Source organism: Hansschlegelia sp. KR7-227 (genome assembly GCF_049446035.1).
Classification (GTDB): domain Bacteria; phylum Pseudomonadota; class Alphaproteobacteria; order Rhizobiales; family Methylopilaceae; genus Methylopila.
In genome coordinates this window covers 1-23,043 of record NZ_JBMSEA010000002.1, presented here as the reverse complement: position 1 = coordinate 23,043, position 23,043 = coordinate 1, and the positions used below count along the sequence as shown (strand labels likewise).

Annotated in this window: 28 protein-coding genes; 11 read left to right on the top strand and 17 right to left on the bottom strand. The window is 69.1% G+C overall.

Going from position 1 to position 23,043, the window contains the following annotated elements:
* Nucleotides 1-4 precede the first annotated feature (4 nt).
* The gene (locus tag ACO2RJ_RS15585; RefSeq protein WP_423269028.1) at nt 5-547 is read right to left on the bottom strand and encodes a MarR family winged helix-turn-helix transcriptional regulator; all 543 of its coding nucleotides are present in this window, start codon (nt 545-547) and stop codon (nt 5-7) included.
* A 249-nt stretch (nt 548-796) separates the two neighbouring features.
* Between ACO2RJ_RS15585 and ACO2RJ_RS15580 the strand changes: the two genes are divergently transcribed.
* Complete coding sequence (locus tag ACO2RJ_RS15580; RefSeq protein WP_423269027.1) at nt 797-1,705, top strand: branched-chain amino acid aminotransferase; 909 nt, start codon at nt 797-799, stop codon at nt 1,703-1,705.
* Nucleotides 1,706-1,775: 70 nt separating this feature from the next.
* Here the strand turns inward: ACO2RJ_RS15580 and ACO2RJ_RS15575 are convergent, their stop codons facing one another.
* The 6 genes from ACO2RJ_RS15575 to ACO2RJ_RS15550 all read right to left on the bottom strand — a co-directional run bounded on the left by ACO2RJ_RS15575 (nt 1,776) and on the right by ACO2RJ_RS15550 (nt 6,878).
* Nucleotides 1,776-2,423, bottom strand: coding sequence for a hypothetical protein (locus tag ACO2RJ_RS15575; RefSeq protein WP_423269026.1), 648 nt, complete (start codon nt 2,421-2,423; stop codon nt 1,776-1,778).
* A gap of 88 nt (nt 2,424-2,511) precedes the next feature.
* The gene (locus tag ACO2RJ_RS15570) at nt 2,512-2,970 is read right to left on the bottom strand and encodes a molybdenum cofactor biosynthesis protein MoaE (protein WP_423269025.1); all 459 of its coding nucleotides are present in this window, start codon (nt 2,968-2,970) and stop codon (nt 2,512-2,514) included.
* 7 nt (nt 2,971-2,977) lie between these two features.
* Nucleotides 2,978-3,229, bottom strand: a complete 252-nt coding sequence (moaD, locus tag ACO2RJ_RS15565; RefSeq protein WP_423269024.1) for a molybdopterin converting factor subunit 1 — start codon at nt 3,227-3,229, stop codon at nt 2,978-2,980.
* Nucleotides 3,226-3,825: a CDP-diacylglycerol--glycerol-3-phosphate 3-phosphatidyltransferase gene (pgsA, locus tag ACO2RJ_RS15560; RefSeq protein ID WP_423269408.1), complete on the bottom strand. Its 600-nt coding sequence runs from the start codon at nt 3,823-3,825 to the stop codon at nt 3,226-3,228. Before pgsA ends, moaD begins: the two co-directional genes overlap by 4 nt.
* 190 nt (nt 3,826-4,015) lie before the next feature.
* Nucleotides 4,016-5,995 (bottom strand): excinuclease ABC subunit UvrC, encoded by a 1,980-nt coding sequence (gene uvrC, locus ACO2RJ_RS15555; protein ID WP_423269023.1) that lies wholly within the window; start codon nt 5,993-5,995, stop codon nt 4,016-4,018.
* Between the two features lie 82 nt (nt 5,996-6,077).
* Nucleotides 6,078-6,878 (bottom strand): SDR family oxidoreductase, encoded by an 801-nt coding sequence (locus ACO2RJ_RS15550; RefSeq protein WP_423269022.1) that lies wholly within the window; start codon nt 6,876-6,878, stop codon nt 6,078-6,080.
* Between the two features lie 298 nt (nt 6,879-7,176).
* Here ACO2RJ_RS15550 and ACO2RJ_RS15545 point away from each other — a divergent pair, with 298 nt between their 5' ends.
* The 5 genes from ACO2RJ_RS15545 to lysM all read left to right on the top strand — a co-directional run bounded on the left by ACO2RJ_RS15545 (nt 7,177) and on the right by lysM (nt 10,969).
* Nucleotides 7,177-7,839: an outer membrane protein gene (locus ACO2RJ_RS15545; RefSeq protein ID WP_423269021.1), complete on the top strand. Its 663-nt coding sequence runs from the start codon at nt 7,177-7,179 to the stop codon at nt 7,837-7,839.
* Between the two features lie 225 nt (nt 7,840-8,064).
* A complete protein-coding gene (locus ACO2RJ_RS15540) occupies nt 8,065-8,721 on the top strand; it encodes an outer membrane protein (protein WP_423269020.1) in 657 nt (218 codons plus the stop codon).
* A 232-nt stretch (nt 8,722-8,953) separates the two neighbouring features.
* Nucleotides 8,954-9,643 (top strand): outer membrane protein, encoded by a 690-nt coding sequence (locus tag ACO2RJ_RS15535; RefSeq protein WP_423269019.1) that lies wholly within the window; start codon nt 8,954-8,956, stop codon nt 9,641-9,643.
* Nucleotides 9,644-9,868: 225 nt separating this feature from the next.
* A complete protein-coding gene (locus tag ACO2RJ_RS15530; RefSeq protein WP_423269018.1) occupies nt 9,869-10,450 on the top strand; it encodes an outer membrane protein in 582 nt (193 codons plus the stop codon).
* Nucleotides 10,451-10,534: 84 nt separating this feature from the next.
* The gene (gene lysM / locus ACO2RJ_RS15525) at nt 10,535-10,969 is read left to right on the top strand and encodes a peptidoglycan-binding protein LysM (RefSeq protein ID WP_423269017.1); all 435 of its coding nucleotides are present in this window, start codon (nt 10,535-10,537) and stop codon (nt 10,967-10,969) included.
* Nucleotides 10,970-10,994: 25 nt separating this feature from the next.
* On the opposite strand, the gene ACO2RJ_RS15520 is transcribed toward lysM, so the two are convergent.
* From ACO2RJ_RS15520 to ACO2RJ_RS15495, 6 genes are all read right to left on the bottom strand, one after another.
* A complete protein-coding gene (locus tag ACO2RJ_RS15520) occupies nt 10,995-11,594 on the bottom strand; it encodes a glutathione S-transferase N-terminal domain-containing protein (protein WP_423269016.1) in 600 nt (199 codons plus the stop codon).
* Nucleotides 11,595-11,746: 152 nt separating this feature from the next.
* Nucleotides 11,747-11,959, bottom strand: a complete 213-nt coding sequence (locus ACO2RJ_RS15515; protein WP_423269015.1) for a cold-shock protein — start codon at nt 11,957-11,959, stop codon at nt 11,747-11,749.
* Between the two features lie 210 nt (nt 11,960-12,169).
* Entirely contained in the window at nt 12,170-13,018 is an 849-nt protein-coding gene (locus tag ACO2RJ_RS15510; RefSeq protein ID WP_423269014.1) for a 23S rRNA (adenine(2030)-N(6))-methyltransferase RlmJ, read from the bottom strand.
* Between the two features lie 25 nt (nt 13,019-13,043).
* Nucleotides 13,044-13,433: a cupin domain-containing protein gene (locus ACO2RJ_RS15505; protein ID WP_423269013.1), complete on the bottom strand. Its 390-nt coding sequence runs from the start codon at nt 13,431-13,433 to the stop codon at nt 13,044-13,046.
* 4 nt (nt 13,434-13,437) lie between these two features.
* The gene (locus ACO2RJ_RS15500; RefSeq protein ID WP_423269407.1) at nt 13,438-14,058 is read right to left on the bottom strand and encodes a ribonuclease T2 family protein; all 621 of its coding nucleotides are present in this window, start codon (nt 14,056-14,058) and stop codon (nt 13,438-13,440) included.
* 35 nt (nt 14,059-14,093) lie between these two features.
* A complete protein-coding gene (locus tag ACO2RJ_RS15495; protein WP_423269012.1) occupies nt 14,094-14,588 on the bottom strand; it encodes a hypothetical protein in 495 nt (164 codons plus the stop codon).
* Nucleotides 14,589-14,801: 213 nt separating this feature from the next.
* Here ACO2RJ_RS15495 and ACO2RJ_RS15490 point away from each other — a divergent pair, with 213 nt between their 5' ends.
* A complete protein-coding gene (locus tag ACO2RJ_RS15490; protein WP_423269011.1) occupies nt 14,802-16,031 on the top strand; it encodes an ornithine decarboxylase in 1,230 nt (409 codons plus the stop codon).
* Nucleotides 16,032-16,036: 5 nt separating this feature from the next.
* On the opposite strand, the gene ACO2RJ_RS15485 is transcribed toward ACO2RJ_RS15490, so the two are convergent.
* Nucleotides 16,037-17,125, bottom strand: coding sequence for a DUF1176 domain-containing protein (locus tag ACO2RJ_RS15485; RefSeq protein WP_423269010.1), 1,089 nt, complete (start codon nt 17,123-17,125; stop codon nt 16,037-16,039).
* Nucleotides 17,126-17,332: 207 nt separating this feature from the next.
* Here ACO2RJ_RS15485 and ACO2RJ_RS15480 point away from each other — a divergent pair, with 207 nt between their 5' ends.
* From ACO2RJ_RS15480 to ACO2RJ_RS15470, 3 genes are all read left to right on the top strand, one after another.
* Complete coding sequence (locus ACO2RJ_RS15480; protein WP_423269009.1) at nt 17,333-17,746, top strand: BA14K family protein; 414 nt, start codon at nt 17,333-17,335, stop codon at nt 17,744-17,746.
* 245 nt (nt 17,747-17,991) lie between these two features.
* Nucleotides 17,992-18,489, top strand: a complete 498-nt coding sequence (locus ACO2RJ_RS15475; RefSeq protein ID WP_423269008.1) for a BA14K family protein — start codon at nt 17,992-17,994, stop codon at nt 18,487-18,489.
* 138 nt (nt 18,490-18,627) lie between these two features.
* Nucleotides 18,628-18,939: a DUF3072 domain-containing protein gene (locus tag ACO2RJ_RS15470; RefSeq protein ID WP_423269007.1), complete on the top strand. Its 312-nt coding sequence runs from the start codon at nt 18,628-18,630 to the stop codon at nt 18,937-18,939.
* 20 nt (nt 18,940-18,959) lie between these two features.
* On the opposite strand, the gene ACO2RJ_RS15465 is transcribed toward ACO2RJ_RS15470, so the two are convergent.
* Both ACO2RJ_RS15465 and ACO2RJ_RS15460 read right to left on the bottom strand, forming a co-directional pair.
* The gene (locus ACO2RJ_RS15465) at nt 18,960-20,231 is read right to left on the bottom strand and encodes an RNA polymerase sigma factor (protein ID WP_423269006.1); all 1,272 of its coding nucleotides are present in this window, start codon (nt 20,229-20,231) and stop codon (nt 18,960-18,962) included.
* Nucleotides 20,228-20,599 carry a YciI family protein gene (locus ACO2RJ_RS15460; protein WP_423269005.1) on the bottom strand — a complete coding sequence of 124 codons (372 nt, stop codon included), beginning with the start codon at nt 20,597-20,599 and terminating at the stop codon, nt 20,228-20,230. The genes ACO2RJ_RS15465 and ACO2RJ_RS15460 overlap by 4 nt, the downstream gene beginning before the upstream one ends.
* A gap of 248 nt (nt 20,600-20,847) precedes the next feature.
* On the opposite strand from ACO2RJ_RS15460, the gene ACO2RJ_RS15455 reads away from it, so the two are divergent.
* Nucleotides 20,848-22,566 (top strand): ABC transporter ATP-binding protein, encoded by a 1,719-nt coding sequence (locus tag ACO2RJ_RS15455; RefSeq protein WP_423269004.1) that lies wholly within the window; start codon nt 20,848-20,850, stop codon nt 22,564-22,566.
* Nucleotides 22,567-22,679: 113 nt separating this feature from the next.
* Here ACO2RJ_RS15455 and ACO2RJ_RS15450 read toward each other — a convergent pair.
* Nucleotides 22,680-23,043: c-type cytochrome (locus tag ACO2RJ_RS15450; RefSeq protein WP_423269003.1), on the bottom strand; the 364-nt coding region annotated here is incomplete at its 5' end.

The window sequence follows — 23,043 nt, the reverse complement described above, 5'->3', positions numbered from 1 at the left end:
CGGCTCAGCTCCGCCCGGTCGGCGGGCGCGCGCCGGTCAGCCTCGCGACCTTGGGGCGCTCCTCGGGGTCGATGATCTCGAACAGGAATCGGCGGATCGCGTCGGCCTCCTGCTTGTCGCAATGCGCCAACGCTCGGGAGACGCGACGGGTCTGCAGCTGCGCCAATTGCCGGGCGAGACGATCGCCGCGCTCGGTCACGTAGAGCAGCCGCTGCCGGCGGTCGGCGGCGCCTTCGCGCTGCACGATGAAGTCCTTTTCGACGAGCTCGCGCAACACGCGGCCGAGGCTCTGCTTGGTGATCTTCAGGATGTCGAGCAGCTCGGTGACCCGGAGGCCGGGATTGCGGTCCACGAAATGCAGCACTCGGTGGTGCGCCCGGCCGAAGCCGTAGCCGATCAGCGCCTCGTCCGGGTCGCGGACAAAGTCGCGATAGGCGAAGAACAGGAGCTCGATGACGTCGAAGGCGGGAGCGGCCGCCTCCTCGTCCGGATTCGCCTCGCCATTCGGGCGAGCCATGCGGGCGTCAACCGAAATTACGTCAGTCATGTTGACTTAATTCGATCCTGTCGTCACAGTGCCGGCCGCTCGCGCGTCGGTCGGCGCGGGAGATGCGCGGAATCGTCCGCGCAAGCCCCGACGTCGAGCCGGGACGATACCGGCTCCGGGGCGGCGACGCAAAACGCACTGCGCGGTTGCGTCCGTCCCGCGATCGCTGGATCGTAGGCGCAAGACGCCATTGGACATCACGCCGCGTCGGAAGCCCGCTTCCGGCGCCGAAGCTTTCAGGAGCCGAAAATGGCCGACGCCGCCCAGCCCTTCGACCAGCGCGACGGGTTCATCTGGTTCGACGGGGCGTTCACGCCCTGGGCTGACGCCAAGGTGCATGTCCTGACGCACGGCCTGCACTATGCGAGCGCGGTGTTCGAAGGCGAGCGGGCCTATGGCGGCGTCATCTTCAAGATGCGCGAGCACAATCAGCGCCTGATCGACTCCGGCAAGCTGCTCGGCTTCGACATTCCCTACACGGTCGAGGAGATCGACCGGGCCTGCGTCGAGACGCTGGCGAAGCAGGGCTTCGAGGACGCCTATGTTCGACCCATCGCATGGCGCGGCAGCGAGATGATGGGCGTCGCGGCCCAGAACAACACGATCCACCTCGCGATCGCGGTGTGGCAGTGGCCGAGCTATTTCGACCCGGCCGAGCGCCTGAAAGGCATCCGGATCGACCTCGCCGAGTGGCGCCGGCCCGACCCGCGGACCGCGCCCTCCAAGGCCAAGGCGACCGGCCTCTACATGATCTGCACGCTGTCGAAGCACGCCGCCGAGCGGAAGGGCTATGCCGACGCGCTGATGCTCGACTGGCGCGGCCAGGTCGCGGAATGCACCGGCGCCAACGTGTTCTTCGTGAAGGACGGCAAGCTGCACACGCCGACGCCGGATTGCTTCCTCGACGGCATCACGCGCCGCACGGTGATCGGCCTCGCCAAGGCCCGCGGGATCGAGGTGATCGAGCGCGCGATCCTGCCTGAGGAGCTCTCCTCCTTTGAGGAGTGCTTCATCTGCGGCACGGCCGCCGAGGTCACCCCGGTCTCCGAGATCGCTCAGTGGCGCTTCACCGTCGGCGAGATCACCAAGACTCTCATGAACGACTATGCCGCGGCCGTGCGTCCGCCGGCCAAAACCGCGGAAGTCGCCGCGGCCTGACGCGGGGTCGGCGTAAAAGCGCCGTCGGAACGGGCGTCGGGGGAAAGCGGCTGCGGTTGGCGCCGCGCCGTCAGCCCGGCCGTCTCCGGGCCGCGATGAGCCGGGCGAGGCGGGCTTCCATGCTCTCGGCGCCGCGGACGGCTTCGGCGTTCGCGACGAGTTCGGCGAGCCGCTTCGGCTCGGCGGCGATCGCGATCGCGATCAGCGAACCGGCGTCATGCGCGATCAGCGCGCCGATGCGCGCCAGGATCGCGGCGCTCGGGATCATCGTCCCGAACCAGACGCCGGGAATGGCGTGCAGCCCGGCCTGCGGGATGTTGAGATGCAGCGCGTGCAGGGCGATCTCGGTGCAGGTCGCGAGCGCGTAGAGACCCGCAAGCGCCGTCAGGTAGTTCATCGCCTTGTCGACGCCGAGCTCGGTCGCGCCCTTGTTCAGCACGCCCCAGGCGAAGCCCGCCGCCGTCAGCGCCGAGATCATGCTCCAGGAGATCGCGACCACGAAGGCGTAGAGCGAGGCGGTCTCGGGCCGGCCGGCGCCCAGCAGAGCTTCGACCCGCGCGTCGGTCGTTCCCTGCATCAGCCAGGACACCTGAGGAGCGTAGGCCCCGACGACCTGGCTGAGGTCGCGTCCCGCCCCGACCACCAGCACGGCCGCGATCACCGCGTAAGCGCCGACGATCAGGCCAGTGGTCGTCCGGAACGTGAATCCGCGGCTCATTGCGCGATCCTAGGGCGGAGCGGGCGCCGCGGCGACGTTGATGTTTCGTTAGGGTTAACGGTTGGCGTGGTGTTCGCCGCCACACGCGTCAGTCGTGGGCCCACCGCTTGACCGCCTCATCGTCGGAGCCTTTCGCGGCCACCCAGGCGGCGCCCTCTTCGGTCTCCTCGCTCTTCCAGAACGGCGCGGAGCTCTTGAGGTAGTCCATCATGAAGGACGCCGCCTCGAAGGCCGCGGCGCGGTGGGCCGACAGCGCGACCACGAGGACGATCGGCTCGCCGGGCAGAATGCGTCCATGGCGATGGATGACGAGGAGATCGGCGAGCGGCCAGCGCACGCGCGCCTCCGCCTCGATGCGGCCGAGCTCGTCCTCGACCATGCCGGGATAGTGCTCGAGCGTCAGGGCGATGAGCTTCGCGCCGGAATCGGCGCGGTCGCGGCAGAGCCCGGAGAATGTGACGACGGCGCCCGCGTCGGTCCGCCCGTTCGTCAGCGCGGCGACTTCGGCGCCGAGATCGAACGGTTCGCGCTGCAGCCTCACGGCCATGGGGCGCTCAGCCCCCGGTCATTGGCGGAAAGAAGGCGATCTCGCCGGCGCCGGCGATCGGCTGGTCCGGCCGGGCGTGCCGCTTGTCGATCGCGGCGCGGATCGAGGGGCCGGCCTCGAAGGCGTGCTCATATTCGGGACCCCGGGTCCGGAGCCATGCGACCAGGTCGGCGACCGTCGTCACCGTCGCCGGCGCCTCGGTCTCCTCCTCGGCGCGGCCGACCCGCTCGCGCACCCAGGCGAAATATTTGAGCTTCATTCCGGCGGATCCTCGAGCACGTAGCGCAGGCCCGCCCGGAAATAATCATAGCCGGTGTAAAGCGTAAGGAGGGCGGAGAACCACAGCAGCGCGAGGCCGATGTCGGTGTTGTGCGGCAGCACGCCGTCTCCCGCAGGCCCCGCCAGCAGGAAGCCGATCGAGACCAGCTGCGCCGTGGTCTTCCATTTGGCGAGCTGGGTGACCGGCACGCTGACGCGCAGCTCCGCCAGGAACTCGCGGAGCCCCGAGACCAGAACCTCGCGACAGAGAATCACCACGGCGGCCCACAGCGACCAGCCGGTGATGGTGTTCACCGCGCAGAGCATCAGCAGGCAGGCGGAGACCAGCAGCTTGTCGGCGATCGGGTCGAGCATGCGTCCGAGCGGCGAGGACTGCGCCCAGATGCGCGCAAGATACCCATCGAGGAAATCGGTGACGGCGGCGACCGTGAACAGGCCGAGCGCGGTCCAGCGCGCCGTGTCGCCGCCCACGAACAGGCAGCCGCACACCAGCGGCACGATGAAAATCCGGCCGTAGGTCAGTATGTTCGGCAGGCTCAGCGCATGGACGCGTGACGGATTTGGCGCGCGCCTCATGCGGCGGCCGCCGATCGGTTCGAGATGGCTCTCGGAGCTCATGCGGGGCTCAGTCGCGTCACTGCGGTCAAGTCCGCGCGACGTGACCACGCGACCCTCCGCGCGTCAACACGAGATCGCGCAACGCCGCGGCCGCCGCGGCCAAGCCCCACGCACGACGCCTTGAGAACCGGGCGGCGGCGGCCGCGCGTCACGACCCGCGCTCGTGGAAGAAGTCGTAGATCGCCTTCGCCATCGTCTTGCTGACGCCGGGCGCTTTCTCGAGATCGGTCAAGCCGGCCCGCGCCACCGCCTTTGCGGTTCCGAAATGGCCGAGCAGCGCGCGCTTGCGGGTCGGGCCGATTCCCGGCACCTCGTCGAGGGGGTTGGCGACGAACTCCTTCGAGCGCTTGGCCCGGTGGGCGCCGATCGCGAAGCGATGCGCCTCGTCGCGCAGGCGCTGGAGATAGTACAGCACGGGGTCGCGCGGCGGCAGCCGGAACGGCGACCTGCCTGCGACGAAGAAGGTCTCGCGGCCGGCCTCGCGGTCCATGCCCTTGGCGACGCCGACGAGCGGCACGCCCTCGATCCCGAGCTCGGCCAGCGCCTCGCGCGCCACCTTCAGCTGGCCTTCGCCGCCGTCGATCAGCACGAGGTCCGGCCAGGGCGCGGCGTCGCCCGCCGCCCGGCCTTCGGCGTCGCGCGGCGACTCCCTCTGCAGCCGGGCGAATCGCCGGCGCATCACCTGTCGCATCATGGCGGTGTCGTCGCCCGGGGTCAGATCCTCCGGCCGGATGTTGAACTTGCGATACTGGTTCTTGGTGAAGCCCTCCGGACCGGCGACGATCATGCCGCCGACCGCCGCCGTCCCCATGATGTGGCTGTTGTCGTAGACCTCGATCCGCTGAGGCGGGGCGGGGAGGCCGAACGCCTCGGCGACGCCCGCGAGCAGCTTGCTTTGGCTCGAACTCTCCGCAAGCCGGCGGCCGAGCGCCTCCCGGGCGTTGGCGTGGGCCCGGAGGACGAGATCCCGCTTCTCGCCGCGCATGGGGACGCTGACCTCGACGCGGCGGCCGGACTTGATCGTGAGAGCTTCGGCGAGAAGCGCCCGGTCCTCCGTCTCCTCCGAGAGCAGCACGAGACGCGGCGGAGGGTTGTCGTCGTAGAACTGCCCGAGAAAGGCCCCGAGGATCTCCCGCGGCTCCAGGGACCTGTCCGCCTTCGGAAAATAGGCGCGCGCGCCCCAGTTCTGGAACGACCGGAAGAAGAACGCTTCTACGCAGGACTGCCCGCCTTCGGCGTGGATCGCGAAGACGTCGGCCTCCTCGACCGTGCGCGGGTTGATCCCCTGGTGCGACTGGATGGCGGCCAGCGCGGCCAGGCGGTCGCGATAGACCGCCGCGCGCTCGAAATCGAGCGCGTCGGAGGCCGCCGCCATGGCCTCGTTCAGCTCGTCCTTCACCTTGCCGCTCTTGCCGGACAGGAAGTCGCGCGCCTCGGCCACCAGCTCGGCGTAGTCGTCGAGCGCGATCTCGCCGGTGCAGGGCGCGGAGCAGCGCTTGATCTGGAACAGCAGGCAGGGGCGGGCGCGGCCCTCATAATAGCTGTCGGAGCAGGAGCGCAGCAGGAAGGCGCGCTCGAGCGCGTCGATCGTGCGGCCGACCGCGCCGGCCGAGGCGAAGGGACCGTAATAGTCGCCTTTCCGCGTCCGCGCGCCGCGGTGCTTGACGACCTGGGGCGCCGGATGGTCGGTCGCGAGCAGGATGTAGGGGAACGATTTGTCGTCCCGCATCAGCACGTTGAAGCGGGGCCTGAGCCGCTTGATGAGGTTCGCCTCGAGCAGCAGCGCCTCGGTCTCCGTCTCGGTCGAGACGAACTCCATCGAGGCGGTTTCGGCGATCATCCGCGCGATGCGGGTGTTGTGGCCGAGGCCTCGGGCGTAGGAGGTGACGCGCTTCTTCAGCGACCGCGCCTTGCCGACATAGAGAACGTCGCCTTTGACGTCGAACATCCGGTAGACGCCCGGTCCGTTCGGAAGGTGCTTCAGCTGGGCGCGGATCGCCGCGACCCCCCGCCTCAGCGCTTCGGGCGCGGCGTCGCCGTCGTTCTCCGGGTCGGGAAGGACGGTCTCGAGATCATTGATGTCGTCGGGCTCGTCCGTGGCGGACGGCGGGCTGTCGCGTTCGGTCATGGGTCCCTGGCGGCGATCCGGAATCACGGTCGCCGCGCGCCAATCTAGGGGCGCGCGCGCCGCTTCGCGAGGCGCCGGGCGGTCATTCGCCGACGCCGTCCACGTCGGGCGTCGCCCAGGCGAGGTGTTGTCCGCCGTCGACCGGCAGCATCACTCCGGTCACGCTCTCGGCCTCGAGCAGGAACAGGACGGCGGCCGCGATCTCCTCGGGCGTCGGGCCGCGGCCGAGGGGAACGGCGGCCGACTGGCGGGCGAAGTCGTCCGCGCTCTGCCGCCGACTGGGCAGGGTCGGGCCTGGCCCGACGCCGACCACGCGAATGCGCGGGCTGAGCGCCTGCGCCAGGGTCATGGTCGCCGCGAGCAAAGCGGACTTCGCCACCGTGTAGGACAGGAACTGCGGGGTCGGCTTCAGGACCCGCTGGTCGATCACGTTGACGACGCAGCCGCGCGCCTGCGCCGGCAGGGCCGCCGCGAAGGCCTCCGCCAGGAACACCGGCGCCCTCAGATTGACCGCCATGTGGCGGTCCCAAAGCGCCGCGTCGAGGCGGCCGACGGCGTCATGCTCGAACACAGCTGCGTTATTGATCAGCGCCGTGAGCGGCCCGACGGCGGCCGCGGCGTCCTCCAGCAGGCGCGCCGGCGCCTCGGGATCGGCGAGGTCCGCCTGGACCACCACCGCATGTCCGCCGCCTGCGACGATGGCCGCCGCCACAGCCTCCGCGGCGGCCTCGGAACCGTGGCGATGAACGGCGACCGCATAGCCCGCGCGCCCGAGAGCGCGCGCGATCGCGGCCCCTATCCGCAGCCCGCCGCCGGTGACCAGAGCGGCCTTCGAGGGGGCTGCGCCGGGCTGGCGGATCGGCGCGTCGACGTCTGTCGGCAAGGGCGGAAACCACTGGAGGAGCGGGGACGGCGATCCTAGCACGGCGCCGGTCCTCGACGGGCTGCGGGCCGGTGTTGCCAATTGATCACGCGCGGCCAGGCCATATTTCAAACGAGGCGTCGCCACATTGCTGCGCGAAACGCCCCGTTATTGGGCTCACTGCGACGTGACCGGGAAGCTTCGCGCAACCGCGGGAACCAATCGCAGCGGATCCGCGTTTGACGTCCGACCGACGTTGGGGGTCCGACCGCTTCAGGCGGTTTGTGGGAGTCGAGTTATGACACGGGGATTGTGGCTCTTGAGCGCGGCGATCGCGCTGACGGCGGCAGGGACGGCTTCGGCCGCCGACCTGTCGGCGTATGAGCCTGCGCCCGCGGCCGCCGTTCCGTCCTTCAGCTGGAGCGGTCCCTATGCGGGCGTCCAGGCTGGCTATGACTGGTACGAGGCGGACAACAAGGTCGGCGGCTTCTCGCCCGGGACCAAGCCGAACGGGTTCTCCATCGGCGGCTACGCCGGCTACAACCACCAGTTCGACAACTCTCCGATCGTTCTCGGCGTCGAAGCCGACATCAACTATTCCGACGCCAAGGCGGACCGCGGCACGCGCGCCTTCGGCGGGGCGGGCATCGAAAACGACATCGGCTGGAACGGCGCCGTGCGCGGCCGCCTCGGCTACGCCTTCGACCGCTTCCTGGTCTACGGCGCGGGCGGGCTCGCTTACGCCGAGCACGAGATCAAGGGCAAAGGCGTCGGCGGTTCGGACGACACCATCGCCGTAGGCTGGACGATCGGAGGCGGCGTCGAAGCGGCGCTCACCGACAATGTCAGCGCGCGCGTCGAGTATCGCTATTCCGATTTCGGGACCGACTCCTTCAGCGTGGCCGGCAGCCGCGTGAAGTCCGACGTCACGGACAACCGGGTTCTGCTGGGGCTCGGGTATAAATTCTCAACAGGCTGGTGATCGCGTTCGCGTGAGCGCGGCGCGTCAGTTGTCTGGGAGTCGAGAGATCGCACGGGTTTGTGATCTCTTAGGTCGCGGTTAGTAATCGTGGCCAAAATGTGGGTTCACGCTTAAGTAAGGGTGTGACTGATAAGTCACTTAACAGGCTTAAGAGCGATCCGCATCTATCGAGTACGCGGCTCACGCGTTACATCGGGGCCAGAAACAGGAATTGAGGTTTACGTCATGATCCGCAAAATCGTTCTCGGGGCTGCTTCGGTCGCCGCTCTCGCTCTCTCCGTCCCGGCTGCGCAGGCTGCGGATCTCCCGGCCTACGAGCCGGCTCCCGCCATCGCCGCTCCGGTGCCGTCCTTCTCCTGGACCGGCCCCTACATCGGCGCCCAGGCCGGCTACGGCTGGGGTCGCGCGTCCGACATGAAGAACAACGGTTGGATGGTCGGCGGCTATCTCGGCTACAACGTCCAGCTCGACAACTCGCCGGTCGTGTTCGGCATCGAGACGGACCTGAACTTCGCCGACATCGACGGCGACGCTCGCCGTCGTGGCTTCACGACCAAGCTGAACAGCGACTGGAACGGCGCCACCCGCGCCCGCGTCGGCTACGCCTTCGGCCGCTTCCTCGTGTACGGCGCCGGCGGCATCGCCTACGCCGACCGTGAGTTCAAGCGCTTCGGCGACAAGGACAGCAAGACTGCGGTCGGCTGGACGGTCGGCGGCGGCGTCGAGTCGGCTGTGACCGACAACGTCACGGTTCGCGCGGAATACCGCTACAACGACTACGGCAAGGACAAGTTCGACGTCAGCGGCGTGTCCTACAAGTCGGGCGCGACCGAGCACCGCATCATGGGCGGCGTCGCCTACAAGTTCAACTCGCCGTTCTGAGGCGACGACTCGTCCTTCGGGACGAATTAGTTGAACGGAAGAACCCCGCGATGAAAATCGCGGGGTTTTTCTTTAGGGTCGATCAACCTTTACGTCTTGCTAAGACTCCCCCCGCTAAGGTCGTCGTCAACGCCGATGGCCGCCCCGGGCAGGACGGCCGGCGTCTGAAACCGCCCCTGTGTCGCGTACCGGATGCCCCCGTCCGGGCTGTTGAGTATCGAGGACTTCTGTGATGCGTAACCTTCTCGTCGCCTCCACGGCCGTCGCCGCCGTCGTTCTGGCCGCCCCCGCCGCTTTCGCCGCCGACCTGCCGATGTACGAGCCGGCTCCGGCCTACGCCGCGCCCGCCCCGGCGTCGTCGCCCTGGACCGGCGGCTATGTCGGCGCCCAGGCCGGCTACTCCTGGGGCCACGCCCACAACAAGTCGGGCGCGCCCAAGACCCATCCGGACGGCCCGACCGTCGGCGCTTACGCCGGCTACAACATGCAGTTCGACAATTCGCCGGTCGTCGTCGGCGTCGACACCGACATCAACTACGACACCGCCGACGCAAAGCGGAACTTTGCGGGCGGCACGGCGCGCATCAAGAACGAGCAAACCTGGTCCGGAGCGACCCGCGGCAAGATCGGCTATGCGATGGACCGCGTGATGGTCTATGGCGCCGGTGGCGTCGCCTACGCGGGAGAGAAGGTCTCGGCGCGCGTCGGGCCGGCCTCGGGCTCCGACAGCAAGACGGCCGTCGGCTGGACCGCCGGCGGCGGCGTCGAGGCGCTCGTGTCCGAGAATCTGACCGCCCGCGTCGACTATCGCTACAACGATTACGGCACGGAGAAATTCAAGGTCGGTGGCGGAACCGTGAAGTCCGACCTGACCGAGAATCGCGTCACCGCCGGCGTGGCCTACAAGTTCAGCGGCTTCTGAGCGCGACGCTCCAAGACCGATGCTGACGACGACCCCGCGGCCTCACGGCCGCGGGGTTTTTTCGTCGTGCGCGCGTCATTAAGGATTTGTTGACTGCGCGCACTTTTAGGTCGGGCGGAGAGGTTTCCTTAACCGTCCCGGCGCCTCGGTCCCATAGCGTTAAACGCCGGAATAGGTCGGGACCCGCCCGACGCGCCAGAGTGTTTTCCCGCCCATGACGCGCCCATGAGACGTTCGATCGCCTCACTGGTCCTGCCGGCGCTCCTGTGGACCGCCGGCGTCGGGACGGCAAGCGCGGGCGACGTCGCGGTCGATTCCGCGGCTCTCGACTGGAGCGGGCCGTGGATCGGCCTTCAGACCGGCCTCGGCGATCTCGCCGGAGACGAGCCGTTCCTCGGCGTCGCCGCGGGCTACACGTTCCAGTTCGACCGCGTCGTGCTCGGGGTCGACGGCGAAATCGCAGGCGGCGGCGTCGATGCGCGGCGCTTCGGCGGTCGTTACGAGGTCGAGGCCTTGGGCGCCATTCGGGCGCGCATCGGATACGCCTTCGACCGTTTCGTCGCCTATGGCGCGGCCGGCGTCGCCTTCGCGTCCGCGGAGTTCGCCCGCGCCGGGGACAGCGACCGCGAGACGCATTTCGGCTGGACGGTGGGGGCCGGCCTCGAGGTCGCGCTGGCGGGCGGCGTCAGCGCGCGGCTCGAATATGTCTATGTCGATCTCGACCGCGCCCGGTTCGACGCCGCCGGCGGCGCGTCCTTCGCGCCGTCAGGCGGGCTTGCTCGCGTCGGGCTCAATTACCGGTTCTGACGCCTCTCCTCCGCCGTCTCCTGTTTGCCGCCGCCGCCCGCGCTATAAACCGACGGGCACGGGGCATCGACGGAAGGAACTGACATGGGCGTGTTCGACTTCATTAAGGACGTCGGCGAAAAGCTGTTCGGCGCGAGCGAGGCCCAGGCGGCCCCCGCCGACAAGGTCAAGGAGGAAATTCTCAAGCACGGGCTCGACGCCAAGGATCTTGAGGTCAACGTCTCCGGCGACACGATCAAGATCACCGGCACGGCGCCGTCGAACGAGATCCGCGAGAAGATCATCCTCGCCGCCGGCAACACGCTCGGAACGTCCAAGGTCGAGGAGGACATCAAGGTCCCGAGCGACGAGGCGCCGTCGAAGTTCTACACCGTCAAGAAGGGCGACACCCTGTCGGCGATCGCGCAGGCGCAGCTCGGCAAGGCCGGCCGCTACAACGAGATCTTCGAGGCGAACAAGCCGATGCTGAAGCACCCCGACAAAATCTATCCCGGCCAGGTGCTCCGCATCCCCGGCTGATCCAGCCGGACGAGCGACGCGCGCGTCAGTGCGGGCGCGTCGCGTCGTAAGCGGGGACGGCCTTTTCGAAATCCGCGAGCCAGGCGGCGAGGCGAGGATGCGTCGCGCGCCACGTCCCCTGGAACCGGAGGTCGAGATAGCCAAGCGCGCAGGCGACGGCGATCGCTCCTACGTCCACGGCGCGGCTGGGAGGCTCCGCCTCGAGCGCCGCGAGGGCGCGGTCGATCTTTCCGGCCTGCAGCGCGAGCCATGTCTGCGACCGCATCGCCTCGTCCCGGAAGCGGCCCTCGTAGACCGTCAGCAGCGCCGCATCCATCAGGCCGTCGGCCAGCGCCTGGAGCCGAAGCGCCGCGAAGCGCGCCTTCGGCTCGGCGGGGATCAGCCGGCCGCCGCCAGCGAGATGGTCGAGATAGTCCACGATCACCCGGCTGTCGAACAGCGTCGTCCCGTCTTCCAGTTCGAGGGCGGGGATCTTGCCGAGCGGATTGACGGTCCGGATCGGGTCGTCGGCGGCGGTCGTGTCGGTTTTTACGATCTCGATGCGGTCGTCGAGCCCAAGCACGCGCGCCGCGATCTTCACCTTGCGACCGAAGGGCGACGCGGGCGACGAGCGCAGGATCAGCATGGGCGAGACCTCGAAACACAGCGGGCGGAGCCCGCGACGCCCGCTGTCTAGATCATCCCGGCCGGCGTCCGCAACGTCCCGAGCGCCGGGACCGCGTCGGAAAGCGGGACGTGGCTCGTTCCGCCGGCGCGCGCAAGGACGCCCGCTCGGCCTCAGTCGACCTGGATGTTGACGGCTTTGGGACCCTTGCCCTTGCGGTCGGGCTCGACGTCGAAGGAGACGTGCTGGCCTTCGGACAACGTGGCCAGGCCGGATCGGGTCACGGCCGAGACATGGACGAAAATGTCGGCGCCGCCGTCATCGGGCTTGATGAAGCCGTAGCCCTTCTCCGAGTTGAAAAACTTGACGGTTCCGCTCTGCGCCATGCCAGTCCCCCAGATGCTCCCCGACCCTCGGCGGCCGCCCGTCGCGCAAGCGGGAACCGAGGAGCTGGACCGGACGCCTTCGCCAGGCAATCCGCGCGAAGGCATTCTCGCCGGCCGCGCTGCCGATCGAGCCGTCTCTTTGGTAAATACATCTGCGATCGTCTGGCAAGGCGAAATAAAGGCAGGTTTCGAGGCGTTTCAGCCGCATTTCTAGGCGTCGCCGATCGGCTCCACGACGGCTCGCGCGCCGTCCGTTTGGGCGAGCGCCTGGGCGAGGTGCGGCAGTCCCTCCGCCAGCCCGCCCGCCAGCGTCCACGGCGGATTGACGACGATCAGGCCGGAGCCCGCGAGAACGCCCGGATCGCCGGCCGCCCGGACCAGCAGTTCGACCCGCAACAGCTTGCCGAGGCCGGCGGAGAGCAGCGGCGTGAGCAGGGTGCGCCCCTCCTGTCCCGTCTTGATCGGAAACCACAGGAGATAGGTCCCAGTGGGCCACACCGCGTAGGCCTTCGCCGCGGCGGCCGCCATGCGCGCCAACTCGTCCGGCTGCTCGAAAGGCGGGTCGATCAGGACCAGCCCGCGCTTCTCCCGCGGCGGAAGCCAGGCGCCGAGCGCCGTCCAGCCGTCGATCTCGACCGCCTTCACGCGGGAATCGCGGTCCATCGCGGCGACCAGCGCCTTGTGGTCCTTCGGGTGCATCTCGCAGAGCCGCAGCCGGTCGCCCGCGCGTGCGAGACGGCGCACGATCTCAGGAGATCCCGGATACAGGCCGGGCGCCTCGCCGTCCTCGAACGCGGCGAGCGCGGCGCGCCAGGGAGCGAGCAGGGCCTCCGCGGCCTCGCTTAGCCGGCGTCCTTTTAGGCGCCCGACCCCGTTGCGCCATTCGCCGGTGCGCGTCGCCTCGTCGCCGGCGAGATCGTAGACGCCGACGCCGGCATGGGTGTCGAGATAGCTCCAGGGCGCAGGCTTCAGGTTGAGGTGCTCGACGCATTTCGCGAGCACGACGTGCTTGAGCACGTCGGCGAAATTGCCGGCATGGAAGGCGTGGCGGTAGTTCATCGGCCGGCCGGGGAGGAAGAGGGCGTCACTCGGCGTCGGGCGGCGGCGGCAGCATCACGACGAAATCCTTCGCGCAGGGCTCGAGCACGGCCCAGACGCCGGTGAATCCCGGCTCGAGCACCAGCGCGTCGCCGGGCCCGAGCGCCACCGGTTCGCCGCCGTCTGGCGTCAGGACGCAGCGGCCGGATCGCATCCGGAACCACTCCCACTCGTCATAGGCGACGCGCCATGCGCCGGGCGTCGCCTCCCAAAGGCCCGTGACCAGCCGCCCGTCCGGCGATTCGTAATGGACCTGCGTGCGAAAGGTGGGATCGCCCTCGACGACGCGCTCGGGCGGCGGGGCGTCGACGATCGGCTCCGTGGTCACGACGTCGAGGCGATGGAGGCGCATCGCGGGATCGATCTCGTCCGTCATCGGTTCATCGTCCTCTTGGCGCGGGCGCCTCGAGCCGATCGGCCCGGCAGGCGCGGCGGTCGACCTCGGCGCAAGGGCGGAAGGCGAGGTCCTTCGTCATGCAGATCCGCACCTCGCTCAGCATCCTGCCGCTGCACCCGACCGCGATCATGGACGGCCGTAGCCGCGGATTGGCCGCGATGAAGGCGCGCTCCACGTCGGCCGGAGAGGTGCTGCGGTCGTCTCTGGCGGATTGGAACGCCTCGGGGATCGCGACCGACCGGGCGGCCTTGCGCGCCAAGGCGAAGTAGCTCTGGGGATCCAGCCCGGAACAGGTTCCGTGCTTGCGCCATTCGTGGCGGACGAGGCCGGGGCTCGGCATCAGGTCGAGCATGGCGTGCACCTGGGCGCGCGTGGGGGTGCGGCCAGTGACGCGGCAGTCGCTTGGAAAGCCGCGTTCATATTGCGGCCACAGGCCGTGCACGACGAAGCCGTGCGCCTTACCGGCGCCGCACTGTCGTTCGTCGCCGCGGCGCTGCCCTGTGGTGGCGCAATAGGTCGGCGACCAGGACAGCGATAGGACGTAGAAATCGAATTCGCCCGGCCGGTCGCCGCCCTGCGCGGCGGCGGGGCCGGGGGAGGCCATCAGCGCGAGGCCGAGCAGCGCCGCGCCGAGACCCTTCACGGACGGGCCATCTTGCAGTCCGGCGCGAAGGCGTAGTGGCGGTCGAGGCCGGTGACGCACCAGTCGAAGCCGGGTCCGACGCTGCCGGGCGCCATGCCCTCCGCGATCACCCAGTAGATTTGGCGGCGGCGCCCGTCCGTCGTCACCGTGTGCGCGGAGCAGAAGCGGCGGGGAATGAACTCGCCGCCCCAGGAGGCGTAGCCGAGCTCAGTCGGCCGCGTGAAGGCGGTGAGCTCGAGCGACGAGCCCCAATATTCCCGCTCGCGGCGAGCGAAATAGCCCGCGATCGTGCCGTGCACGCGTGGATCGGCGCAGGAGGGCAGCCGGCCGGAATAGCCGCGGTTGAGCGCCGAACCCTGCCCGTGGGTCGCGACGACCTGGGCGCGGGTCCCCCGGTAGTCCGCGGCCTCCGCCGCGCCGGACGCCGCCAGTCCAAGCCCTGCCGCGACGGCGCAGGCGATCCGACCGATCGTGATTCGACCGAGACTCATGGCGAACGCTCCGCTGTGCGTGGGTTGCGGCGACAATCGATCGGTCGGCTCTCCAAATCAAGCGCGCTTCGCGGACATGGTTGAAAGCCTCCCGGCCGAGAGCGCCTCGCGGACCAGACACGGCAGGCGCCTGCGTCTTGGGATCGCCGCACGGGGGCGATAGCGTCTCCGGTCCCGACGATCGCTTCGTCCGACCCAGGAGTTCATCCGAGAATGCAGCGTTTCGATACGGCGCGCGAGGCGGCGCTCGCCTTGCGGCCGGACCGGCCGGTCTACGCGTTCCGTCCCGCGACGCTCGAAAGCGACGCCAAAGCCTTCCTCTCCGCCTTCCGCGGAACGACCGCCTACGCCGTCAAGACCAATGGCGAGCCAATGGTTTTGAAGACGCTGGTCGCCGCCGGGGTCGACGCCTTCGACGTCGCGAGCCCGGCGGAGTTCGCGGCGGCCCGCGCGGCGTCGGCCAGCGCCCGGCAGTTCTACATGCACCCGGTCAAGGCGCAGTCCGACATCCGGTTGGCGTTGGAGACCTACGGCATTCGCGCGCTCGCGCTCGATCATGAGGACGAGGTGGCGAAGATCCTCAGGATCGTGCGCGCTCAGGATCTGGACCCCGAGGACGTGACTCTGTTCGTCCGCCTCGCCACCAAGGGGCACGCCGCTTACGAGCTGTCGAAGAAATTCGGAGCGACGCCCTCGGCCGCCGTGGAGCTGCTCCAGCGGATCGACCGCGTCGGCTTCCGCTCAGGCCTCGCGTTCCATGTCGGCAGCCAGGTCGAGGACCTCTCCACCTATGAGCGCGGCGTCGCCTCGGCGGCGTGGGTGCGGGGCCGCTCAGGCGTGGAGCTCGCGGCCCTCGACATCGGCGGCGGCTTTCCCGCCGCCTACGGCCGCGACCCGAAACGGCCGGGTCCGCCGACGCCCGAAGTCGGGGAGCTCGTGTCCCGCGTGCAGACCGAGGTCGACGAATGGGGGCTCGGCGACCTGCCGCTGATCGCGGAGCCCGGCCGGGTGATCGTGGCGCGCTCGCTCTCCGTCATCGTCCGGGTGATGCTCAAGAAGGGCCAGCGGCTCTACATCAATGACGGCATCTGGAGCTCGCTGTCGGACGCCTGGACCGGAAAGATCACGCTGCCGGCGACGCTCATTCCCGACCCCGCCCGCCGGCGGGCGACGCGGACGTCGGAGCCGAAGCTCACGCCCTTCCGCGTGTACGGCGCGACCTGCGACAGCGTCGACGTGCTGTCCCGGCCGTTCTGGCTGCCGGACACGGTCGACACCGGCGACTGGATCGAGATCGGCCATATCGGCGCCTACAGCCTGGCGCTGCGCACCCGCTTCAACGGCTTTTATCCCGACGAGTTCGTGGAGGTCGCGACGCCGTTCGAAACCGTGGAGGGGCTCGAAGGCTTCGCCGCGACAGAGCCGCGGCGCGGCATGGCCTGAAGCGCCTACCGCTCGCCGCGGAACACGATCGGGAACTTGGCCTTGTCGCCGACCCCGTCGCATTCCTCCTTGGATCGGTATTCGATCATGCGGAACGCCGCGCCGACCCATTCCCAGATCCCGTAGGTTCCGCAGTCGCCGGCGCCGCGGCCCTTGTCGAAGGCCGTGAGCTGCTTGGTTTCCGGGTCGTATTCCGCGTTGGCGAGCGTGTCGACGCCGGTCCAGCCGATCGATTCCACGAAGTTTGCGAACAGCAGCGGTTCGAACCGGTTGGCGGCCTTGGAGGGGTCCTCGACGAACATCGCGAAGTCGGCGTTGTAGGATCCCGAGGCGCACACGATCGCCCAGAGCGTGCGCCCGCCTCCGAGCTCGGCGGCGAAGGATTGTTCGGCGAGGAACGAAGGGTCGCCCTCGTTCTGGTCCCAGACGGGGCAATCGCGCTCGATCATCGTCTTGCGCAAGGGCTCGGGCGCCGCGTCGCGCGAGACGTCGCGGATGCGGCCGGCGCGGGCGGCCGGGGTCTGTCCTCCGATCAGGGCGCTGAGCGCGTCCTGACGATCTGCGCGACCCTGACGCATGTCGATGAAGCTGACCGCCGGCCCAAAACCCGCGATCGGCAGAGCGGAGGACACCTGCTCGCCGCCTTCGCCGGTGACCATGACGTCGAGCGTCCTGCCCCGCCGCAGGAACGGCAACAGTCGCTTCGTCGCGGCGTCCGACAGGCGGATGTCGACCGACCGGGCGTCGCTCCCCGGGCCGCTCGACAGGTCCGATCCCGACGCGAGCCGCACGGGCGGCCCGCCGTCGAGCGTGATCGCGAGACGGGGGCGGGGCGCCGCGCTCGCGGGCGCCAAAAGCGTCACGATAAGGCGCGCCACGGCGTCCTTCGCCGCCTCCCTCATGACCGTGACGCGCACGGCGTCCGCCCCGGAGGCGGGGGCCTCGGTGAAGATCCGGCAGTCCGACTGACTCTCCGGCTGAGCGCAGGACGCCGTCCATTTTTCGAACGTCACGTCGGTCGCCACGGCAGGCGCCGCGCCGCCGAACGTCGCAGCAGCGATCCAGCTCGCGATCAGGAGAACTCGTCGTCGCATCGCGGCTCCTGCGGGTGGTGGCGAGGACTACCTACAGCGTCATCTCGTTTATTTCGAGGTCCCACGGTCACGGAAACGTGATCGCACGTTCGGCATATGGAAGCCGGGCCGCGCGTTCGCATTCGTGTGAACTAGACTGCGCCTGAGGGAGGGGCTTCACGGGCGGGGCGTGGTTCAGCGTCTTCGCCGCCACCCAAGGAGACCACAATGAGAAAACTTTACGCCATCGCGCTGTCGGCGGCCGTCGGCTTGGTCGGGCTGTCGGAAGGCGTCGCGCCCGCAGCGGCGGCGTCGGCCGCGAAGCCGGCGTCCGTCGAGCAGGTGCGCGCCAGCGCGCTTCGGAGCCTGAGCGCCGGCGACGTCCAGACCGTCGGCCACCGCGGCTATCGCCATCGCGGATCGCGCGGACATCGCCGCGGCTTCCACAGCCAGGGCCCGTTCAGCGGCCGCTACTATGGCGGCGGGCGACGCTATTACCGTGGACGGCGTCACTACGGCCATCGTTACTATGGCGGTCGACGGTATTATGGCCGCCGCTACGGCTACCGTCGGCCTTACTACGGTCCGCGATACTACCACCGCCGGCACTATCGCCCGGGAATCTACTTCGGCATCTACTGACCACGGCGGCCGGATCGGCCGCCCCAGAGCAACCGATCGGCGCGGCGGCCTGTGGGCGGCCGCGCCGATCGCGTATCGGACGCCCTCGTGAATGTGCCGCCGCGGCGCCAATCGCTTCACCACGATGTGCGCTTTCGTGATCGCCCATGTGGGATTTGTTGCAACGAGTGCACGTTTCGTTTGTTGAGAAGGGGAGCGGATGAACGGGAGCCCGACGCGGCTCCCCTTTGCGCGAGGAGTTCGAAATGAACCGTATGTTCGTCATAGCCTTGTCGACCGCCGTCGGCGTGGTCGGAATGACCGAGGGCATGTCGCCTGCCTCCGCGGCCGAAGCGGCGTCGAAGCCCTCGAGCCTGGACCAGGTGCGGGACGGCGCGATGGCTGCGCTCGCCTCCGGCGACGTTGAGCAGGTGGGCAAGCGCGGCCGGGGCAAATACCGTGGCCGCGGATCGTATGGCGGCGGCCGCCACTATGGCCGCCGCGGCTGGAGCGGCGGGCGTCGTTACGGCAACCGACGCTATTATGGCCGGCGCTACTATGGCGGTCGCCGCTACCGTCACGGCCGCAATTACGGCGGCGCGGTCGCCGCAGGCGTGGCTGGACTCGTGATCGGTTCAGCGATCGCAAGCTCGGCGCGCCCCGGCTACCGGACGCGCGAGTGGTGCGCCCAGCGCTATCGCACCTACAATCCCCGGACCGGCACCTATGTCCCGTCGCCCGGCCGGATCGCCTATTGCCCCTGACGGTTCGCGACGCCCTGTCGCGACCGACCTTCGAACCCCGGCCTCAGCGCCGGGGTTTTTCGTTCTCGGCCCGCCAGGAACCTCCGGCTGGCGCGAACGTTCTTCAACGACGAACGAATGAAGAACGAAGGACGGGACATGACCGACAAGAGCACGCCTGAAAGCCGCACGGACGCCCGTCGCGCCGCAGACCCCGACGCCCCCAATCCTGGCGAAGCCGCGCGTCACGTCGATCCCAATCCGAAAACCGCGCCGGACCCCGAGAGCAACGCCGAGAAGGACCCGTCCGACTGGGTCTCCGGCGGCGAGCCCATGACGGGCGCGCAGGCGTCCTACCTGAAGACCCTGTCGGAAGAGACAGGCAGCGCCGCCTACACGCCGGACCTGACAAAGGCGGAGGCGTCGACCCTGATCGACGAGCTGAAGAACGCGCGCAACGAAAAGCGCTGATCTCAAGCCCTTCTATAGGCTCAGGATGCGGGCTGGGGGCGCGCGTCTGCGCCGTCCTTGGCCAGCCGGTCGAGATGAGCGCGGATATGGGCGGCCTCGGCAGGGCTGGTCGCGAGTCCGATCGCCCGGTCGAACGCCTCCCGGGCCTCGCGCGTGCGTCCAAGCTCGAGATAGAGCGCCCCCCGCGCTCCGTGGAAATAGAAATAGTTCGACAGACGCTCGCCGAGCGGATCGATGAGCGCGAGCGCGGCTTCCGGCCCGTGCAGCTTCGATAGGGCGACGGCCCGGTTCAGCGTCACCACGGGCGAGGGGGCCAAGCGCTCCAGCGCGCCGTAAAGGGCGTTGATCTCGGCCCAGTCGGTGTCGGCGAACCGCGCCGCGCGGGCGTGCATCGCGGCGATCGCGGCCTGCACGAGATAAGGTCCGGGTCGGCGGTGGCGCATGGCCTTGTCAATGAGCGCAAGCCCTTCCGCGATCATCGGGCGGCTCCAGAGCGAACGGTCCTGATCTTCGAGCAGGACGATCGCGCCCGAGGCGTCGAAGCGCGCGGCCGCGCGCGCGTGCTGGAGCAGCATGAGCGCGGCGAGGCCCATGACCTCCGGCTCTGCGGGGAAGAGCGTGATCAGGAGGCGCGCAAGCCGGATCGCCTCCTCGCAGAGCGGGGCGCGCATCGCCGTGTCGTCCCCGCTCGCGGAATAGCCCTCGTTGAACACGAGATAGACCATCGCGACGACGGTGGAGAGGCGCTCGGCGCGCTCGACGGGGCCCGGCGCCTCGAACGGCGCGTCGCCCGCGCCGATCCGGGCCTTCGCGCGCGTGATGCGCTGCTCCATCGCCGCCTCGGACACGAGGAACGCGCGCGCGATCTGCTTCACCGTCAGCCCCGAGACGATCCGGAGCGCCAGCGCGATCTGCTGGGTCGACGGCAGGTCCCTGTGGCAGCAGACGAACAGCAGGCGCAGGATGTCGTCGCGGTAGTCGGCCTGGTCGAGCCGTTCGGCGATGTCGGCCTCGGCGTCGCCCAAATCGGAGAGCTGGTCTTCGTCCGGCAGCTCCGTCTGCTTCGCCCGTCGGCGCAGCGCGTCGAGCGCGACATTGCGGCCCACGAAGATCAGCCAAGCCGCCGGGTCGCGGGGAGGGCCGTTGGCAGGCCAGGTCTTGAGCGCCCGCAGGCAGGCCTCCTGGAACGCTTCCTCCGCCGCGTCGAGATCGCGGAAATACCGCAGCAGCGCCGCCACCGCCTGGGGGCGGGCGGAGACCAGCGCCTTGTCGATCCAGGCGATGTCGGTCATGGCGCGAGGCTCACCGGGTCGTAATAGCCGACGGGGCGGATCTCGTAGGAGCCGCCGGGATTGGCGGCGCCGAGCTCGCGCGCGGCCGCAAGCGCCTCGTCGAGCGAGGCGACATCGAGGATGTAAAAGCCGAGCAACTGCTCCTTGGTCTCCGCGAAGGGACCGTCGAGCACCAGCGGCGGGTCGACATCCTTGCGCAGCGTCGTCGCGGTCGTGGTCGGCAGCAGCCTGAGGCTCGGGCCGAGCTTGCCCTGCGCCGCGAGCTTCTCCTTCACCACCATGATCTTCGCCATGACGGCCTCGTCCTCGGCCTTGGACCAGGCGCCGACGACGGCTTCGGAGTGGTAGCAAAGTATGGCGTACAGCATGGCGATCCGTTGCTCCCTTCGCATCAAGGACGGGCGACTATGCCCGTCGCCGACCGCGCGGCCAAAAAAAGACAAGACGGCCGCCGCCTGAATCTGGCTGGATCGCCGTGCGGGACGCCGCGTTCTCCGCGCCTCGCGGGCGAGACCGGGCCGTCGGACGGGCGCGGTCGTTGACGCCCCGCCCGACACGGGCCATTCCTCCCTTCCCGGCGCCCCGCTCCGACGAAGGCCGCACCCCCTCGGGACCCATGCTCAAGCGCTTCTTCGCCTATTACCGGCCGCACCGCGGTCTGTTCCTGCTGGATTTCGGCTGCGCCGTGCTGTCCGGGCTGCTCGAGCTCGGCTTCCCCATGGCGGTGAAGCTGTTCGTCGACGAACTGCTGCCGAGCCAGGACTGGACGCTGGTGATCCTCGCCTCGATCGCCCTCGTCGCGATCTATGTCGCGAACACCGGGCTGATGGTGGTGGTCACCTATTGGGGGCACATGCTCGGGATCAACATCGAGACCGAGATGCGCCGCAAGGCGTTCGACCATCTGCAGAAGCTCTCCTTCGGCTTCTTCGACAACCAGAAGACCGGCCATCTCGTCGGCCGGCTGACCAAGGATCTCGAGGAGATCGGCGAGGTCGCTCATCACGGGCCGGAAGACCTGTTCATCGCCATCATGACGCTGATCGGCGCCTTCGCGTTGATGTTCTCGGTCAATGTCGAGCTCGCGCTGATCACCGCGGCGGTGGTGCCGCTGACGGGGTGGCTCACCAGCCGCTATGGCGCGCGCATGACGCGCAACTGGCACGACCTCTACGGCCGGGTCGGCGCGTTCAACGCGCGCATCGAGGAAAATGTCGGCGGAATCCGCGTCGTGCAGGCCTTCGCCAATGAGGACCACGAGCGCAGCCTGTTCGCCGAAGCCAATCGCGGCTACCGCACGACCAAGCTTGCGGCCTACCGGATCATGGCGGCGAGCACCTCGCTCAGCTATCTCAGCATGCGCCTGACGCAGGTGATCGTGATGGTCGCCGGCAGCTATTTCGTGATCACCGGGGAGCTCAGCCATGGCGGCTTCGTCGGCTTCCTGCTGCTGATCGGCGTGTTCTTCCGGCCGGTCGAGAAGATCAACGCGGTGATCGAGGTCTACCCCAAGGGCATGGCCGGCTTCGGCCGCTATGAGGAGTTTCTCGCGACCGAGCCTGACATCGTCGACCGTCCGGGCGCGACCGAGATTTCGGGGCTCAAGGGCGAGATCGCCTATGAGGGCGTGAGCTTCGGCTACGCGGCGGACAAGCGGGTGCTGAACGGCGTCGATCTCAGGATCCGGGCAGGCGAGACCGTCGCCTTCGTGGGGCCGTCCGGCGCGGGCAAGACGACGATCTGCTCGCTGCTGCCGCGCTTCTACGAAGTGACCGAGGGCCGCATCACGATCGACGGCGTCGACGTCCGCGACATGACGCTGGCGTCGCTCCGTCGTCAGATCGGCATCGTGCAGCAGGACGTGTTCCTGTTCGCCGGCACGATCCGCGAGAACGTGGCCTATGGCCGGCTCGACGCGCCGGAGGCGGACATCGAGGAGGCGGTCCGGCGCGCGCGCCTCGAAGAGATGGTGTCGCGGGTGCCGAACGGCCTCGACACGATCATCGGGGAGCGCGGCGTCAAGCTGTCGGGCGGGCAGAAGCAGCGGCTCGCCATCGCCCGCATGTTCCTGAAGAACCCGCCGATCCTGATCCTCGACGAGGCGACGTCTGCGCTCGACACCGAGACCGAGCGCGCGATCCAGCAGGCCCTTGCGGAGCTTTCGAAAGGGCGCACCACGCTGGTCATCGCGCACCGGCTCGCGACCATCCGCGACGCCGACCGGATCGTCGTCGTCGACGACGCCGGCATCGTGGAGCAGGGCGCGCATAAGGAGCTGGTCGCGAGCGGCGGGGTCTACCGCCGTCTGCACGAAGCGCAGTTCGCGTCGAGCTGAATCGCGCCGGTCGTCATGTCCCGCGAGGGGAGCCGCGGCGGCGCAGGGGCGAACCCGCGCCGCCGCGGCGGTTCCCGGAGGCCTCGGCAGCCGACCTCCGGAACGGTGCGGAGCTAGCGCCTCTCGGCGTGTCGGTAGCTTTCCAGCTCCGGGCCTCGTCCGTCGTAGAAGTTTCGCGCGTTCGGCATTTCGACCTTGGGGAGGCTCTTGGCGTCCAGGGTCGCGTCTTCGGGGATGACGCCGCCTTTGGCGAGGATGAAGGCGGTGACGGCGTAGACCTCGTCGGGGGTCAGCGAGCCGGGGTCGCTGAAGGGCATCGCCCGCCAGACATAGTCGTAGAGCGTGGTGGCGTAGGGCCAGTAGCTCTCGACCGTCTTCACGGGCTTTGGCGTCGCGAGCGTGCCGCGGCCGCCGACCAGCGCCGCCGCGCCCGCCGTAGCGATCCCCTGCAGCTTCTCGCCATGGCAGGCGGCGCAT